This window comes from Reyranella sp., from assembly GCF_036558665.1.
GTDB lineage: Bacteria > Pseudomonadota > Alphaproteobacteria > Reyranellales > Reyranellaceae > Reyranella.
The window spans coordinates 61501-77721 of sequence record NZ_DATBFE010000057.1 but is presented as its reverse complement, the minus strand read 5'-3'; the positions used below and the strand labels follow the sequence as shown (position 1 = coordinate 77721).

The 16221-nt window shown below is 65.1% G+C and carries 15 protein-coding genes; 10 read left to right on the top strand and 5 right to left on the bottom strand.

The genetic code is table 11. The annotated features are described in order from the left end of the window. Nucleotides 1–140: 140 nt before the first annotated feature. The 4 genes from VH499_RS08280 to VH499_RS08265 all read right to left on the bottom strand — a co-directional run bounded on the left by VH499_RS08280 (nucleotide 141) and on the right by VH499_RS08265 (nucleotide 2928). A complete protein-coding gene (locus VH499_RS08280) occupies nucleotides 141–842 on the bottom strand; it encodes a Crp/Fnr family transcriptional regulator (protein WP_332052234.1) in 702 nt (233 codons plus the stop codon). Between the two features lie 255 nt (nucleotides 843–1097). Then, nucleotides 1098–1316, bottom strand: coding sequence for a bacteriocin (locus tag VH499_RS08275; RefSeq protein WP_332052233.1), 219 nt, complete (start codon nucleotides 1314–1316; stop codon nucleotides 1098–1100). Nucleotides 1317–1441: 125 nt separating this feature from the next. Beyond that, entirely contained in the window at nucleotides 1442–2032 is a 591-nt protein-coding gene (locus VH499_RS08270) for an NAD(P)H-dependent oxidoreductase (RefSeq protein ID WP_332052232.1), read from the bottom strand. A 38-nt stretch (nucleotides 2033–2070) separates the two neighbouring features. After that, nucleotides 2071–2928, bottom strand: coding sequence for a branched-chain amino acid aminotransferase (locus VH499_RS08265; RefSeq protein WP_332052231.1), 858 nt, complete (start codon nucleotides 2926–2928; stop codon nucleotides 2071–2073). 461 nt (nucleotides 2929–3389) lie between these two features. Between VH499_RS08265 and VH499_RS08260 the strand changes: the two genes are divergently transcribed. The 10 genes from VH499_RS08260 (at nucleotide 3390) to VH499_RS08215 (ending at nucleotide 15273) form a co-directional block, all read left to right on the top strand. Next, nucleotides 3390–3746 (top strand): YXWGXW repeat-containing protein, encoded by a 357-nt coding sequence (locus VH499_RS08260; protein WP_332052230.1) that lies wholly within the window; start codon nucleotides 3390–3392, stop codon nucleotides 3744–3746. 123 nt (nucleotides 3747–3869) lie between these two features. After that, nucleotides 3870–5387, top strand: a complete 1518-nt coding sequence (locus VH499_RS08255) for an altronate dehydratase family protein (RefSeq protein WP_332052229.1) — start codon at nucleotides 3870–3872, stop codon at nucleotides 5385–5387. A gap of 223 nt (nucleotides 5388–5610) precedes the next feature. Further along, entirely contained in the window at nucleotides 5611–5817 is a 207-nt protein-coding gene (locus VH499_RS08250) for a cold-shock protein (protein ID WP_332052228.1), read from the top strand. Nucleotides 5818–5959: 142 nt separating this feature from the next. Continuing rightward, nucleotides 5960–7354 carry an amidase gene (locus VH499_RS08245; RefSeq protein ID WP_332052227.1) on the top strand — a complete coding sequence of 465 codons (1395 nt, stop codon included), beginning with the start codon at nucleotides 5960–5962 and terminating at the stop codon, nucleotides 7352–7354. A gap of 93 nt (nucleotides 7355–7447) precedes the next feature. Further along, nucleotides 7448–9520, top strand: a complete 2073-nt coding sequence (locus tag VH499_RS08240; RefSeq protein WP_332052226.1) for an adenylate/guanylate cyclase domain-containing protein — start codon at nucleotides 7448–7450, stop codon at nucleotides 9518–9520. Beyond that, entirely contained in the window at nucleotides 9517–10224 is a 708-nt protein-coding gene (locus tag VH499_RS08235) for a methyltransferase domain-containing protein (RefSeq protein WP_332052225.1), read from the top strand. Before VH499_RS08240 ends, VH499_RS08235 begins: the two co-directional genes overlap by 4 nt. A 10-nt stretch (nucleotides 10225–10234) precedes the next feature. Next, on the top strand, nucleotides 10235–11905 hold the full coding sequence (locus VH499_RS08230; protein WP_332052224.1) for a transporter substrate-binding domain-containing protein: 1671 nt from the start codon (nucleotides 10235–10237) through the stop codon (nucleotides 11903–11905). Beyond that, nucleotides 11902–12531: a hypothetical protein gene (locus tag VH499_RS08225; protein WP_332052223.1), complete on the top strand. Its 630-nt coding sequence runs from the start codon at nucleotides 11902–11904 to the stop codon at nucleotides 12529–12531. The genes VH499_RS08230 and VH499_RS08225 overlap by 4 nt, the downstream gene beginning before the upstream one ends. A gap of 9 nt (nucleotides 12532–12540) precedes the next feature. Continuing rightward, nucleotides 12541–13404: an SDR family oxidoreductase gene (locus VH499_RS08220; RefSeq protein ID WP_332052222.1), complete on the top strand. Its 864-nt coding sequence runs from the start codon at nucleotides 12541–12543 to the stop codon at nucleotides 13402–13404. Between the two features lie 69 nt (nucleotides 13405–13473). Continuing rightward, nucleotides 13474–15273, top strand: a complete 1800-nt coding sequence (locus VH499_RS08215; protein WP_332052221.1) for an adenylate/guanylate cyclase domain-containing protein — start codon at nucleotides 13474–13476, stop codon at nucleotides 15271–15273. Here VH499_RS08215 and VH499_RS08210 read toward each other — a convergent pair. Continuing rightward, complete coding sequence (locus VH499_RS08210) at nucleotides 15270–16217, bottom strand: alpha/beta hydrolase (RefSeq protein WP_332052220.1); 948 nt, start codon at nucleotides 16215–16217, stop codon at nucleotides 15270–15272. The two genes, VH499_RS08215 and VH499_RS08210, sit on opposite strands and share 4 nt — an antisense overlap. Nucleotides 16218–16221 lie beyond the last annotated feature (4 nt).

The window sequence follows — 16221 nt, the reverse complement described above, 5'->3', positions numbered from 1 at the left end:
GCCTATTGCCGTGGCGAGCGCGGCGGCTGGTGTGGCGATTCGCGCGCCCATGCCGGGGCGTCGCGTCGCGGCTGGCAGCACCGTCGCTGACGACACACATACGAACCGCCCGGCGGAGCCGGCTGCCGGGAGGTCGGTTTTTAGTTGTCGATCGTTTGCCGCCAATCGGATCGTATCAGCCGGCTATACGCCGTTTCGGCCACGCCATAGGAGCCGTTGGCGCGTCGCTCCAGCCCGGTGCGATCGAGGATGGTAATCAGACTGCGGCGGGAGCGGATCAGGTGTCTGGACTCCAGGACCTGGAGCGCGATGGTCACGCCGGCACGTCGCACCCCCAGCGTTTGCGCCAGGAAGTCGTGCGTGACGCCGACGTCGTTCGAGTTGAAGCGGTCATGCGACATCAGAAGCCAGCGTGAAAGCCGCTCCTCGAGCTTGGCGCTCCCGTTGGCGAGCGCCGTCTGGGTGGTCTGAGCCATGAAGGCGTGGACATAGCGCAGCACCAGCGCCGAGAGGCTTGCGCTCTGACGTGCCAGTCGGATCAACGAGGCTGCCGCGATGCGCCAGCCGTGGCCGGGCACTTGCACGATCGATTCATTGATTGCGACCTCGTCACCGAGGATGGCGCCGAAGCCGGTCATGCCGTCGAAACCGATCAAGCCGACCTCGATCCGGCGGTCGCGCGGCGCGCGGGCCATGACGGAGACGATGCCGTTTTCGGGAAAGACGACGGTGGAGATTGCGGCGCCAGGCGATTCGAGAACCTGCCGGCGTGCCAGGGTAACCCGCTCGAGGTTGGGAACCAGCGCCGCGGCATCGGCTGCGGACAGGCTGTCGAGGAGCACGTTTCGGAAGGTTCGACGCGGGGCAATGCTTGCGTTTCCCACCTCACTCGACACGCCGTCCCGCATTCGTCACCTCAGTCTGACTGGCCTGCCTGTTCGGTTGCAGGAGCGAGCCATGCGAGCACAACGTCCTCTCGTGCGGTCGAGTTGCAGTGATGACCGGCATTCCCAGCCGCACAAACAAGACGCCGCAGCCGATACCGCGGCGTCATGCAATGATCTTGCGCTTCTCTTCGCGCCCTGAGCGCGGGGTTATCAGTAGTAGCGACGCTGTGGCGTGGTCGCCGCACCCGCGCCTGCGCCCAGCGCGCCGCCGATCAGCGCACCTGGCAGGACGCCGAGGCCGCTCACGCCGCCGATCACCGCGCCCGAGCCGGCACCGATGGCGCCGCCCGTCACTGCGCGCTGTCCCCAGGTATCGCCACAAGCGGTCGCGGTCAGAAGAATGGCTGCAAGAACGATGTAATGACGCATGGCAATCCCCTGTTATCAAAGCGAAGACCCTGGCGGCCTCCTAACCCTAATACGCGGGGAATTGGGGCGAAAAGTCGGCGGACGGCGTGGCGGAGTCATGGCGCGCGCGGGATAACTTCCGCACCTCACAGGCGAGAGACGGTCGCACGTACCTTATCCAGAAAGGCCTCGCGCGACCGAACTGTCGAATGATCCATGTCATAGTGTGCGAGATAGAAGGAACGTGCGTTTCTCGCGCAGAGCGGCTTCATGCCCCGCATCAGTACCTTGTAGCCGGCATTGCCGGCGAACAAATGCACGATCCACCATGGCGAGCCGTAGCTCGTCACCACGCCGAACAATTTGATGTTGTGCAGGGCAGGGCGCAGATGCGCGTCCCCGGAGTCATAGGTGAAGGCGATACCCGGACCCCAGACGCGGTCGACCCAACCCTTCAGCATGGCCGGCATCGAGAACCACCAGTGCGGGAAGCAGAGGATCAATCCTTCCATCTGCTTCAGGGTGGTCGCGTAGGCCGCCACGGCGCGGAGATCATAGTCGTTGCCCATATAGCTGCGCCGCTCGGACTCGGTCATCGCGGGGTGAAAATCCTCGCGATAGAGATCGGTGGCGACGACGCTATGACCGCTGGCCGCGAGCGTCTCGACAATGACGCGAAACAGCGCATGATCGTAGCTGTCGGTCAGCGGATGGCAATGGACGACCTGGATGCGCATGGCACGGGGCCAACGCCCCGTGGTCGGCCGAGTTCCGATCAGATCACACGCTGGGTGCGAGCAAAGGCCATGTAGAGCTCGTGCGCGTGCCGGGCGATCGGTCCGGGCTGCAAGTCGCGACTCTCGTAGCGGCTGACCGGCTGCACCTTGCCGGCATTGCCCGTGGTGAAGATCTCGTCGGCGTCGTCGAGGTCAGCCGTCGTGACCGTTCGCTCGTCGACCTGGATGCCGGCATTGCGCAGCAGCTTGATGGTCCGGTTCCGCGTGATGCCAGCCAGGAAACTGCCGTTGGGCGCCGGCGTCGCGACGCTGCCGTCCCTGGCGAGAAAGATGTTCGAGCTGCAGGTCTCGGCAACATTGCCGAGCGCATCGAGCACGACGCCGTTCTGGAATCCGCGCTTCAGCATTTCGGCCACGCCGCGCGACGAATTCGGATAGAGACAGCTCGCCTTGGCGTCGGTCGGCGCGCTTTCCGGTGTCGGCCGGCGGATCGAGTGGCAGAGACCGAGCGTCAAGGGCGTGCCGGCGCGCATCGGCGATAGGTAGATGCAGAGCAGGAACTGGGTCGAGTCGGGATCGACCGAGATCGGGCCCGGGCCTCCCTTGGTCGCCCAGAACATCGGCCGCACATAGAGCTCGGCCTTTGAGCCGAAGCGGCGGACACCTTCGTGCATGAGCTCAAGGATCTCGCCCGCCGTTTTGGTTGGCGTCAACCCCAGCGCATGCGCCGAGCGCACGACACGCTCGGCATGCAGATCGAGGTCCGGTCCGCAGCCCTCGAAGGCACGGCCGCCGTCGAACACCATCGAACCGAGCCAGAAGGCGTGATCGCGCGGGCCGAGAATCGCCGGGTTGCCCTCGTGCCACGTGCCGTTCCAGTAGGTAAGCGTGTCCATCTATTCCTCGTCCGCGAAAGCCGGCGGGAATAGCAGACTATGGCCTGCCGGGGCCAGCGCTTATTGGTGGCGGATCCTGGGCTCGCCAAGCAAACGGGGCGACCGTCGCAGAGCCGTCCAGGATACCTCCAGAGGGCGGTCACGTTTTCGCGCCAGCGCCCAGCGCGACAGGTCTCCGGCCAGATTGCTGGCATGCGGACGCTGCAACAGCAGCCGTGCGGAGGCGTCCGGTTCGACGGTGAGGAGCGGCGCGGGCCGCCCCCGTTCGAAGGCGAAGTTGCGATGTCGGGCGTACGTCATACGGTGAGAAATGGTTTGAGGCGCGCTCGGTTGCGACTCCCAATGGCCGAAAGACGGCTGCAGCACGGCGCAAATACCCCAATCGGCCGGGGAAGCGTTTTCATCCGGCGTCGTACCTTCATGCGAGGCGGCTTCAATCCGCCGATGTTTGGAGGCAAGTCATGATGACGCGTTCCTTGATCACCGCTCTTGCCGCTGCCGCGATTTCCGCGCCGGCGATGGTCGCCCCGGCAATTTTCACACCGGCGGCCGCCCAAGCCAGCATGAGCTTCGGGCTTACGATCGGCGTCCCGCCGCCGGCGCCGATGTACGAGCCGGTTCCCGCCCCGCGGCCGGGCTATGTCTGGGCGCCGGGCTACTGGCGCTGGGACGGCGGTCATCATGTCTGGACTCCCGGCTATTGGATGGCGGCGCGCCGCGGCTATCACTGGGTGCCCGACCGTTGGGCGCACGTCGATCACGGCTGGCGTCACGAACGCGGTCACTGGGACCACGATTGGGATCATCACCACGGCTAGCAACCGGTGATGTGGCGGAAGGAAGCGGGGTATCGATGGCCCCGCTTTCTTTTTTGGGCGCCGGCTTTGCCATGAGGCTATCATGTCTCGCCGACCTGCGGCCTCGACCACCGGAGAAAGACCATGGCTGCTCCCATCGCCCTACGTCTCCACCCGAACGACAATGTCGTCGTGGCGAGGATGGACATCCTGCCGAACACGAAGGTCGAGGGCGATGTCGTCGCGGCGACGCGCATCCCGCCGGGCCACAAGATCCTCACGCGCGCGGTGAGGAAGGGCGAACCCTTGCGCAAGTACAATCAGATCATCGGCTTTGCGATCGACGATCTCGCACCCGGAACTCACGTCCACACGCACAACTGCGCCATGGGCGACTTCGAGCGCGACTATGCTTTCTGTGCCGATGCCCACCCGACCGATTTCGTTCCTGAAGCCGAGCGCGCCACCTTCGAGGGCTATCGGCGCGCAGACGGGCGGGCGGCGACGCGCAACTACGTTGGCATCGTCACGACCGTGAATTGCTCGGCGGCGACCAGCCGCATGATCGCGGCGAAGCTCGCTCCGCTGGTCGATAACTATCCCAACATCGACGGAATCGTGCCGCTGACGCACGGCGGCGGTTGCGGTATGGCCGCTTCGGGTCTCGAGATGGACGTCCTGCGACGCACCCTGGCGGGCTATGCGCGTCATCCGAACATGGCGGCCGTGGTTGTCCTGGGCTTGGGCTGCGAGGCCAATCAGATCTCGGGCCTGATGAGCGCCGAAGGTCTCAAGGAAGGACCCAACTTCATTCCCATGACCATCCAGGACGAGGGCGGCGTCGCCAAGACTGTGATGCGCGCCGTCGGCTTCCTGAAGGAACTGCTGCCCGACGTGAACGATGTTGGCCGCGAGACCATATCGGCCGGCGAGCTGATCCTGGCGCTGCAGTGCGGCGGATCAGACGGCTACTCCGGGATTTCGGCAAATCCGGCTCTGGGGGCTGCCGTCGATCTTCTGGTGAGGAACGGCGGCACGGCGGTCTTGTCGGAAACGCCGGAAATCTATGGGGCCGAGCATCTGCTGACGCGGCGAGCGGTCTCGCGACAAGTCGGCGAGAAGCTTGTCCGTCGCATCAGGTGGTGGGAGGAACACTGCGCCCGCACCGGCGGTGAGATGAACAACAATCCGTCTCCCGGCAACAAGGCGGGCGGGCTGACGACGATCCTCGAGAAATCTTTGGGTGCAGTTGCGAAGGGCGGGACAACGAACCTGGTCGACGTCTATGAGTATGCCCAGCCCATTACGGCCAGGGGCTTCGTCTATATGGACTCGCCGGGCTACGACCCGGTCTCCGCAACCGGTCAGGTGGCCGGCGGCGCGAATGTCCTGTGCTTCACGACCGGCCGGGGCAGCGTGTTCGGCTGCAAGCCGACGCCTTCACTCAAGCTTGCGACGAATACCTCGCTTTATCGGCGCATGACGGACGACATGGACATCAACTGCGGCGCGATCGTCGACGGCGAACAGGGCATCCAGGAGAGTGGCCGCGAAATATTTGAACTGATCCTGAAGACAGCTTCGGGCCAGAAGACCAAGTCCGAAGCATTGGGAATCGGCGACGATGAATTCGAACCCTGGAAAATTGGTGCAACAATGTGACCGCTGAAGCGTTTGGGAGAGGCGACCTTGACTTGGCGGCGGTAGACTCCCACATGCCCGTCACAACTTACGAAGATTGGCCTTGCTTTGGCGGCCCAAGCCACAACGGCGCGCGGACCAACGAGCTGTTTCCCCAAGTTCTCCGAGTTGCCGCAGATCGATGCAGCGAGCGCACCGTCTGCGCGTTTTCGTGTGTGCTCGCTACGCTACCAAGGAGAGAGTAATGCCCACAGGCACCGTGAAGTGGTTCAACGCCACGAAGGGTTTTGGGTTCATCCAGCCATCGGAGGGCGGCAAGGACGTGTTCGTGCATATCAGCGCGGTCGAGCGCTCCGGCCTGAACGGTCTCAACGAGGGCCAGAAGATCAGCTACGAGATCGCGACGGAACGCGGTCGCTCGGCGGCCGTCAATCTCAAGGCCACGGACTGATCTTCGATTGTGGACGCAAGCACGGCGGCGCCGGCCCGGCGCCGCCGTCGTCGTTTTGGTGAGCGAACGATTGTGCGCAGGGGCCCCTTGAGGCCAGTCGCCTCGGCGGCGACTATGTCTTGCCGGACTTCCGCAAGACGACATGCCGACCGATCTTCACTATCTATCGCTTGACGACGTCGCGCGCCGGCTCAAGGCGCGCGCCCTTTCCTCGGTCGAGGTGACGCGCGCGATTCTCGACCGGATCGCGAAGGTCGATCGAGAGCTCAAGAGCTATGCGGTGGTCACTCCCGAGCGCGCCCTGGCGGACGCGACTGAGCGCGACACAGAGACGGCCCTGGGCAAGCGGCGCGGTCCGCTTCACGGCGTGCCGGTCGCCGTGAAGGATCTCTGCGATACGGCGGATGTGGCGACCGCCGCCGGCATGGCGATCCATCGCCACCACGTGCCGGACAAGGATGCGACCGTCGTGGCCCGCCTGAAGGCGGCGGGCGCGGTGATCCTCGGCAAGTTGCAGATGACCGAAGGTGCATTCGGTGCCCACCATCCGAGCATTCCGGCGCCAATCAATCCGTGGAACGCGGCCTACTGGACGGGTGCCTCGTCGTCGGGATCGGGGGCGGCAACCGCGGCCGGCCTTTGCTATGCCTCGCTGGGGTCGGATACCGGCGGCTCGATCCGCTTTCCTTCGACCATGAATGGCCTGTCGGGCCTGAAGCCGACGTGGGGCCGCGTGAGCCGAGCCGGAGTCTTTCCCCTCGCCGGCTCGCTCGACCACATTGGTCCCATGGCGCGCAGCGCCCTCGATTGCGCGTGGATGTTGGGCGTCATCGCCGGTCGCGACCCGGACGATCCGACCGCAGTTGCGTTCCCGGTGCCCGACTACGCGGCCGTGATCGACGCCGGCGTACGCGACAAGCGGATCGGCGTACCTGCCGGTCTCGCCGATCTCGATGCCGATTCGGAGCGCACTCTCGGCGAGGCCGCCGCGGCCTTGAGAAAGTCAGGCGCCGAGATCATCGACGTGGCACTGCCCCAGATGTTCGACCAGGGCGCGCGGGACTGGATAGGCTTGTGCAGTGTCGAGACAGCGTTGGCCCACCAAATGACCTATCCGTCCCGCGCCGGCGAGTACGGTCCGGTGCTTGCCGGGTTGATCGAGACCGGCCGATGCATGACCGCGGTCGACTATGCCCGCCTGCAACAGCGCCGCGCGGCGCTCGCTGGCGCTCTCGACGGCCTTCTGGCTTCGCTCGATCTCCTTTTGATGCCGGTCATGGGAACTGCCGCCTGGTCGCTGGACAAATTGGCGGCGACCGGACGCGATCCGGAGGCCGTCGCCGCGCGGCTGCGCTACACTGCGCCCTTTGATTTGAGTGGTCACCCGACGCTTACTTTGCCAGGTGGCATGACCGGTGACGGCATGCCGACAGGATTCCAGATCGTGGGCCGAGCCTTCGACGAGGGCGGAATCCTCGCGGCTGGTCACGCCTTTCAAAAGGCGAGCGACTGGCACCTGAGGCGCCCGCTTCCATAGGGATCGGCTGTCCGGCTGCATGGACGGTGAATCGCCGCTGCGATACAATAGTTGTTCGCTGCGGCCCGTGGATGCGATCAAGACAGCCAGTCTATGAATTTCTTCTTCAAGCGCAAATGGCGGCTGAAGCCCAGCATCCTCACCCTTTTCATTCTGCTCACCGTGCCGGTGTCGGTGACCATCGTGGCGGTCACCTATTTTTCGAATCGGTCGATTGCTCATGCACATGCCGGCGCGCTGGTGGAGCATTTCCGGCATGCCGCCTTGAAAGACGTACAAAGCGACTTCGAGCCCTTCAGAACGATGGCGCGCTCAGCCGCTGTCCTGGGCACCGAGCAACCCGACTTCTATTTTACCGACCGCTCGTTCGAGTATCTCAACAGCCTCCTGGTCCATGATGACAAGATCGTCAGCGTCTATGTCGGTCTGAACGACGGCACGTTTCGCCAGGCTCGCCGCGTCGACCCGCAGGTCAAGGTCTTCGATGAATTGCCGCCGACCGGCTCGCGCTTTGCCTATCGCTGGATCCTCAAGACCAGCGACGGCGGCGTGCTGGACCGCTATGAATTCCGCGACCCCGAAGGGCGGGTTCTCGGGGTGGCGGAGCAGCGCACCACGTACGATCCACGCATACGCGGCTGGTATCGGCATACGATCGACGCAAAGTCCACGTTCGTCACCGATCCCGATGTCTTCTCGGCGCTCGGCCTCGTAGGCTTCACGATCGCCGCACCGTTCTATGCCCACGGCAAGCCGCTGGGCGTGGCGGCCATCGACATCACCCTCGACGGCCTGTCGGAGTACCTGGCCGAGCGCAAGATCAGTCCGGGAACGCTGAGCTACATCCTCGATTCCCACGGGCTGGTCATCGCCAATTCCAGCCGGTCGAAGACCTATGCCAGCGAAGACGGGCAGGTCGAGCTCAAGCACGTGACCGAAACGGGGGACGATCTGCCTGCCGCGGCGATCGCCGCGCGTCCGCGCGACCAGACGACCCTTTATTCGTTTACCCATGCCGGCCGGGAATATGTCGCCAGCCTGTCCGCCGTGCCGCCAGCCCTCGGCAAGCATTGGCAGCTCTTCATCATCGCGCCTCTCTCCGACTTCGCGAGCGGGCTGCAGCGGAACAACGAGCGCCTGCTTGCCTTCGGCCTGCTCGCAATGGCGCTGCAACTCGTGATCGTCTACCTGCTGACCGGTATCGTCTCCGCGCCGCTGGAAAAGCTGGCCTGGAAAGTGAACCGCATCCAGGAGTTCGAACGGGACAGCCTCCCCAGCCAGGACTCGCCGATCCGCGAGATCTCCGTCCTGTCTCAGGCGGTCGACAAGCTCGATTCCGCCTCTAAGGCATTTGCCGCCTTCGTGCCAGTGGGACTGGTCAAGCAGCTCCTGCAGTCGGATCAGAAGCTCGAGCTCGGCGGCCACAGCCGGTTCCTCACGATATTCTTCTCCGACCTCGAGGCCTTCTCGAGCCTGTCGGAGGAAGTCCCTTCGCAGGAGCTGCTGCTGCGAGTCTCCGCGTATTTCGGCCTGGTCACGCATGCCGTGAATGCCGAGCACGGGACAATCGACAAGTTTCTCGGAGATGGCGTGATGGCTTTTTGGGGGGCGCCCGCCCTGCTCGAGGATCATGCCTGGCGCGCCTGCGTGGCGGCGCTGCGTATCCAGAAAGGCATGGAAAAATTGAACGAGCAGTGGCGCGCGCAGGGACTCAAGCCGCTCAATCTCCGTATCGGGATCCACAGCGACGCCGTACTGGTAGGCAACGTGGGCTCGCCCGAGCGCATGAGCTACACTGTCGTCGGCGACGGCGTGAACGTGGCCGCGCGCCTCGAAGGGATCAACAAGGAGTACGGTACGCGCATCTGCATCAGCCACAGCGTCTTCAAGGAAGCCGGCGAACGGCTTTGCGTGCGGCCGGTCGACGAGGTGACGGTCAAGGGCCGGCGGTCGAAGATTCCCATCTACGAGTTGCTCGGTGCATACGGCGCCGGCGCTGACCTCGAGCCCGACGCGGCGGCGCTTCGACTCGGCGATCTTACCCGCTCCGCCTATGCCGCCTGGGCGGCTCACGATGGCGCAGCGCCGGGCCTCTACCAGAAGGTGCTCTGCGAGTTTCCCGCCGATTCCGTGGCCAGGGCCTTCGTGAGCCGGGTCGCGACATGAGCGCGGCGGCCGATGTCGCACTTGACGAGGCGATCGCAACGCTCCGCCCAAGCGAATATACCGGCGCCTTGATCCAGGTCCTGCGTGCCGCACCGCGCCGAATCGAGGGCGCGAGCGTGCTCGAGATAGGTTCCGGCAGCGGCGTCGTGCTGGCCGCCGTCGGCGAGCTGGGCGCCGCGTCTCTATGTGGCGTCGATATCGAGCGTGAAGCCGTCATCATGGGGGCCCGGCTGCTGGACCGGCTTGGGCATGGCGACGTGGCGCAATTCCACCTTGGCGACATGTGGCAGCCCGTGAAGGGGCGCCGCTTCGACCTTGTCGTCGCCAATCTCCCGCACTTTCCGATGACACACGGCAGGTTCGCCGGCCGCCGACCGAGCTGGAGCCGCGGAGGCGTCGACGGACGGCGCCTCCTCGATCCCTTCCTGCAGGGTCTTGCCCGACATCTGTTGCCCGGTGGCCGTGCCGTCATCGCGCACAACGGGTTCGTGGGGCTGGAGGAATCGCGGGCGATCCTGCGACCTCACGGCCTGGCGCTGACCGTGGTCTCGACCGTTCTCGTGCATATTCCGACCGCGAAGGTCGAGCTGATGACGGGCGACATACTCGAGGCCGAAGACGGCCGGAGCATCCATCGCTACGGCCCCTATGTCTTTGCCGACATGCACGTTGTCGAAATTGCCGCTTCGGACGATCCGGATTGAGATGGGGGCCATGCGAGCATTCGCGGCCGCCCGGCTTGCGCTCGCGATCCTCACGCTCGGGCTCGGCATGCCGGCATGGGCACGAAAGACGCCGGCGCCGGACGCCGCGCTGGCGAACCTTCTCGAGGCGGCGCGAGCAACGACTCGGACCGGCTGCGCGCAAGCGAACACCGATCGGCTGGTCCGCATCTTCTGCGCCGGGTACATCCGGATCGGTGTGCGTGACTACTATCCGCTGTTTGCAACGCGCACAGGCGACGTCCGCGAGGGCTACGAAGTCGATGTGGCCCGCGCGCTGGCGGCGAAACTCGGCGTGGCGATCGAGTTCTCGAGGGTGAATGCGGCGAGCCGCATTCCGTTGCTGGCGGAGGATCGCATCGATCTGGTCATCGCGACCATGGGGCACAACACGCAACGCGACGGACAGGTCCGCTTCATCCGGCCGCACTACTATCGTTCGGAGACCGTCCTGGTCGGGCCCAGGGAGCTTGCCATCTCCGGGTGGAAGGACATCGCCGGCCGCACGGTCTGTGTCACGATCGGCAACGGCTCCAACGCCAGCCTGGTGTCGCATGGCGCGCGCCTCTTGCTCTTCGACGAGGCCGGCGTCCTGCCGGAGCGCCTGAAGGACGGGACCTGCACGCTGGCCGCACAGGACGACAGCTTCTTCGCCGAAGCCTTCACGCACCGCGGTTTTGCCGCACGCTTTGCTCCGAAGTTCGGCTTCGCCCAGGTGCCGTGGGGCATGGCGGTCGAGCGGACCGGCGGCGAGAAATTGGCGCGTGCGCTCGATCTGATCAGCCAGATTTTCCACCGCGACGGCATATTTCTCGAACTCGCGCGCCGACACCAGATCGCGGCCGGGTTCCTTGAGGAGCAGCAGAAGGTCTGGCGCAGCCCCGCCTGCGACACCGACGCCGGCAGCACCGATTCCAACTGCATCCTGCCGGCACTCGATACTGCGCTGGAGCCGACGCGCTTTGCCGGCGCCGTGGCCGCCTTCGAGGACTGGTTCTCTTCTGCCACGGGTGTCGAGCTTTCGCTGCCCATGCTGACCACCGTACCGGCCTGGTCGCTGTTGTTGAGCGGCGTCGGAAATACCCTGGTCCTGATCGGCGGGGCGCTGCTTGCCACGTTGCTCTTCGCCCTGGGCATTGGTGCCGCCTTGAGTTCGACGGCGGGACCGCTGCGATGGCTGGCCAGGAGTGTCGTCATCCTCTTGCAATCCTCGCCGATCGTACTGACGCTCGTCGTCGCCGCGGCTGTCGCGCATGCGCTGTTTCCCTTCTCGGCCGCGGTCGCGCTCGGAGCGGCGATCGCGGCGCTTGGCCTCGCCAACGGCAGCAACGCCGGCCAGGCGATCGGCGAGGCGATGCGGACCCTGCGTCTGGAGTGGCCGGCACAAGAGCAGAGCGCCAGCGCGCTGTTCGCCCGGGCCGTCGGCCGGTCGGCCACGCAGATCGTGGCGTTCCTGATCAACGCCGCCAAGGGAACGCCGATCGCAAGCTTCATCGGGGCGCCCGAGCTCCTGAGCGCACTCACCGACATCACCTCCTTCTCAAGCGGAAGGGCGACAACCTACACGCTGTTGCTGATCTTCTACACGCTGGTCGTGATGCTGGTCGTTTCCGTTTGCCGGCGCCTTCAGGCAGTTCTCGAGCGCGGAAAGGCGGCGTCATGATCGGTCTGCTCGAGCGACTGTGGTCGGACTTCTTGCCGTTGCTGTGGGCCGGCATGGCCGTGAACTTCGAGATCGCAGGCATTGCGATCGCCCTTGGGCTTGCGTTCGGTCTGGCGCTTGCGTTCGCGCACTTGCGGGGAGGCCTGATCGGTACGGGCGCGGCCACCGCCGTCACGCTGATGCGCGCTGCACCTACCTTCGTCGTGATGTTCTTCCTGCTGAATGCCCTGCCCCGGGAAATATCCGTGTCAGGCGTGATGATCGTGGCGCTTTCCCTTGTGCCCTACTCGGCGGCATTCGTCACAGACAGCAGTCTCGATGCGCTGCGTCATTTGCGGAGCGGATCGGCGTTGGCGGCGCTGCAATTCCTACCCAACGTCATGAGGGCCTTTTTTGTGTTGGTCATGTCTTCCGGCGCCGGCGCAGCGATCGGCGTGGGCGAGGGGATCTCGGCGATTCTGCGTCAAGCCGAGCAGCTCCCCGCATTGGGCGATCGATTGGTCCTGTTCGCCATCGGCGTCGCCTCGTTCGGTGTGCCGCTGCAGTTGGGCTTCCTCGTTCTGCGCTTCGCGCAGCGCCGTCTTGGCCTCCGGCTCACTGGCCGCCATTCCCGACGAATAGGATAGAGTGTCCCGATGGAATATCGCTCCGTCTTCCGTCCCGGCCTGTTCGCCGGACAGACCATCATCGTGACCGGTGGAGGCTCGGGCCTCGGCCGCTGCACGGCGCACGAGCTGAGGTCGCTCGGCGCCCGGATCGCCTTGATAGGCCGCACCCTGGAGAAGCTCGAGCGCGTCAAGCAAGAACTCGGGGATCCCGACACCTTCGTCTTCGCGGCCGACCTGCGGCAGGAAGATCAGGTGAAGGCGGCCATCGACGGCGTGATGGCCTGGGCGGGCCGAATCGACGGATTGGTCAACAATGCCGGGGGACAGTTTCCGGCGTTGCTCAAGAACATCTCGCTCAATGGCTGGAATGCCGTCGTCGCCAACAACATGACCGCGACCTTCCTGGTTTCCAAGGAGGTCTATCTGCGGTGGATGGAGCGCAGTGGCGGCGCGATCGTGAATGTCGGGGCTGATTGGGAGCTCGGCAATCCCGGCATGGGACACAACGGCGCTGCCCGGGCGGGCCAGACGAACTTCACCTACACCGCCTCGGTCGAATGGGCGCATGCGGGCGTGCGGGTGAATTCCGTGATCCCGGGCTTCATCGCCTCGTCCGGCTTCGACCGATACCCGGAGCGCGCCCACGACGTGTTGCGCAACGTCAAGAGCCGTATCCCGTTGAAGCGCCACGGCACCGAGTCGGAGATCGCGGGCGCCATCGTCTACCTTCTGAGCGAGGCCGCCGCCTATGTCACGGGCGCGACGCTGCGGGTCGATGGCGGTCTGCACAATGTCGGCAAGGCGAACTTCTACGAAGTGCCCGATCACGACAAATCCCGGCCGTTCAACGGCTTTCCGCTCTATCGCCTGCCCGATGTCCTGAAGCGTTGACCCTGGCCTCACCGTGCTGTGATCTGCCACGACTGATCCGGCGGCAAGGAGGTAGAGTATCAAGAGACGATGCGGCGTACCTGGACTTGGCCTCTCGACCTGCCGCCGGAACAGCTTTGGCCGGTCCTGGCGGACACCAGCCGACTGAACGAGGCGATGGGATTGCCATCGTACGTCCTCGAGGAGACGCCGCAGTCCAACGGCACGATCCTGCGGCGCGGCCGGACCAAACTGGCCGGCTATATGTTCCAGTGGGAGGAGAGGCCCTTCGAGTGGATCCAGGGTCAGTACTTCCGACAGGATCGCATCTTCAGCAGGGGCCCCTTCGGTCGTGTCGGTTCCGCATTCCACGTGGAGCCGAAAGGACAGGGCAGCATCATAGTCTGTACAATTGAGCTGGAGTCACGTTCGCTCGTGGGCCAACTGATTGGCGGCGCCTTCGCGAACCATGCTGCGGCAGGCCTCCACAAGCGGATCCGGCAGGCGGTTGCCTTCGTGAATGGCGAGCGACCGACGATGTTCGAGCTGCCGGCGCCCAGACTACCCGAAGGAGCACGCGATCGCGCTGCGGCGCTGGCCGAGGCCATCGAGCAAAGCCCGTACGGCAACGGCCTGGGGCGCCGGCTCTGCGACTATGTGCTCGATGCCATGGCAAGCGATCTCGGTCGGCTCAGGCCCAAACGCCTGGCACTCGAATTCGGCATCACCCAGCGACCTGCGATCGAAGCCTGCCTGAGCGCTGTCCGGGCGGGACTGCTTACCATGAAGTGGGAGCTGCTTTGCAACAACTGTCGCGGTGCCAAGTTCAGCACCGCGGCGCTCAGCGAATTGCCACGCGGTGCACACTGCCCATCCTGCAACATCGACTACGAGCGCGACTTCGAGCGCAATGTCGAACTCGCCTTCGCGCCTGCCCCGGCGATCCGGCCGCTGATGCAAGGCAGCTATTGCCTGAGCGGCCCGATGACCACGCCGCACGTGCCGGTACAGCTTCTGCTCGCGCCGGGCGAACGACGCACCATCTCGGTCGAGCTGCCGGCTGGTCCCTATCGCCTGCGCACCTTGCATCCAGGTGCCTATGCCGACGTGGATCATGAAGGAGGCACCGCGTTTCCGGGCCTGCGCGTCACTGCGCGCGGCGTCGAGGCCGCCGAGAAGGGTGTCCCGGGTCAGGTTACCTTCTCGAACGAGGCGGATTTCGAGCTCGCCGCGCTGATCGAGGATCGCCGCTGGACACAGGATGCCCTGACCGCGCCGGAGGTCATCTCGCTGCAGGCGTTCCGCGACCTCTTCGCCGAGGCGACGTTGCGTCCCGGTGACGAGGCCGCTGTAGGCCATGTGACCTTGCTCTTTTCCGATCTGCGCGGGTCGACGGCGCTCTATGAGCGCGTCGGTGACGCCGCGGCCTTCAATATCGTGCGCGATCACTTCGCTTTCCTGGCCAAGATCGTGCGCGATCACAATGGAGCCGTTGTGAAGACGATCGGCGACGCGGTCATGGCCTCGTTCGGCGATCCTGCCGATGCGGTGATGGCCGCGTTCGCCATGCAGGCGCAGATCGCCGACTTCAATCGCTGTCACGGCGGCGACAAGGCCGATCGCCATCTCGCCATCAAGCTCGGCGTCCATGCAGGCCCCAGCGTCATGGTAAGCCTGAACGACCGGCTCGACTATTTCGGCTCGACTGTGAACATGGCCGCACGGTTGCAGGGACAGAGCCAGGGCGGCGACATCGTGCTGAGCGAGGCCGTCGCGTATGATCCAGCCGTGAAGCCGCTGCTTGCCATAGTGCCGACACGCCTGGAGAGCGTGGACCTGAAGGGCTTCGACAGTCCCGTCAGCTTCGTGCGGGTCCTGCCAGCCGCTTAGGTGCCGAAATGCGCGGCCAACACCGCCGCCGCTTCGTCGTTGGCCCGGAGCCCTTGCGACAGGAAGCGGGTGAGCGAGAAGAAACCGTGAATCGTGCCGGGATAGTTCACGTAGGTCGTCTTCACGCCGGCATCGATCAGGCGATCGGCGTAAGCGCGGCCTTCGTCGCGCAGCGGATCGTAACCGGCCGTCAGCACGAAGGCCGGCGGCAGGTTCGAGAAGTCGCGCGCCAGCAACGGTGACAGGCGCGGATCGGCGGAATCGATCCCGGCCGGCACATAGGCCTTCCAGAACCAATCGATAAGATCCCTGGTCAGAAAGTATCCCTCGGCGAATTCGCGCCGGGAGCGGCTCGGTTTGCTGGAATCGGTCGCGGGATAGATCAGCATCTGAAAAGCCGGCGTGGTCTCGCCGGCGTCGCGGCAGATCTGGCAGACCACCGCCGCGATGGCACCGCCGGCAGAGTCACCGCCGACGGCGATGCGCGTGGTGTCCGCGCCGAAAGCGGCGGCATTGTCGCGGATGTGCCGGAAGGCAGTCACGCCGTCGTCGATCGGCGCGGGAAAGGGATGCTCGGGCGACAGGCGATAGTCGATCGCGATCACCTGACACCGGCTCTGGTTGGCGAGACGCCGACAGGTCGAATCATGGGTCTCGAGGTTGCCGATCACGAAACCGCCGCCGTGATAGTAGATCAGCGTCGGCAGGAGGCCGGCCGATGCGCCGAGCGGCCGGTAGCGCCGGAAGGGCATCTCGCCGCCGGGACCGGCAAAGGCGCCGTCCGCAACCTCGCCGACATCCGCTGGTGGTGCCTCGCTGTCTTCGGACAGCTTGTCGACCGCCTGCCGGCCGACCTTGTAAGGCAGAGTATGCAAGAGAGGCCGGCCGTCCTGGGCAGCCTTGTCCATCAGGTCCAGCAAGTTGCGAGCCTCGGTGTCGAGCATCTCG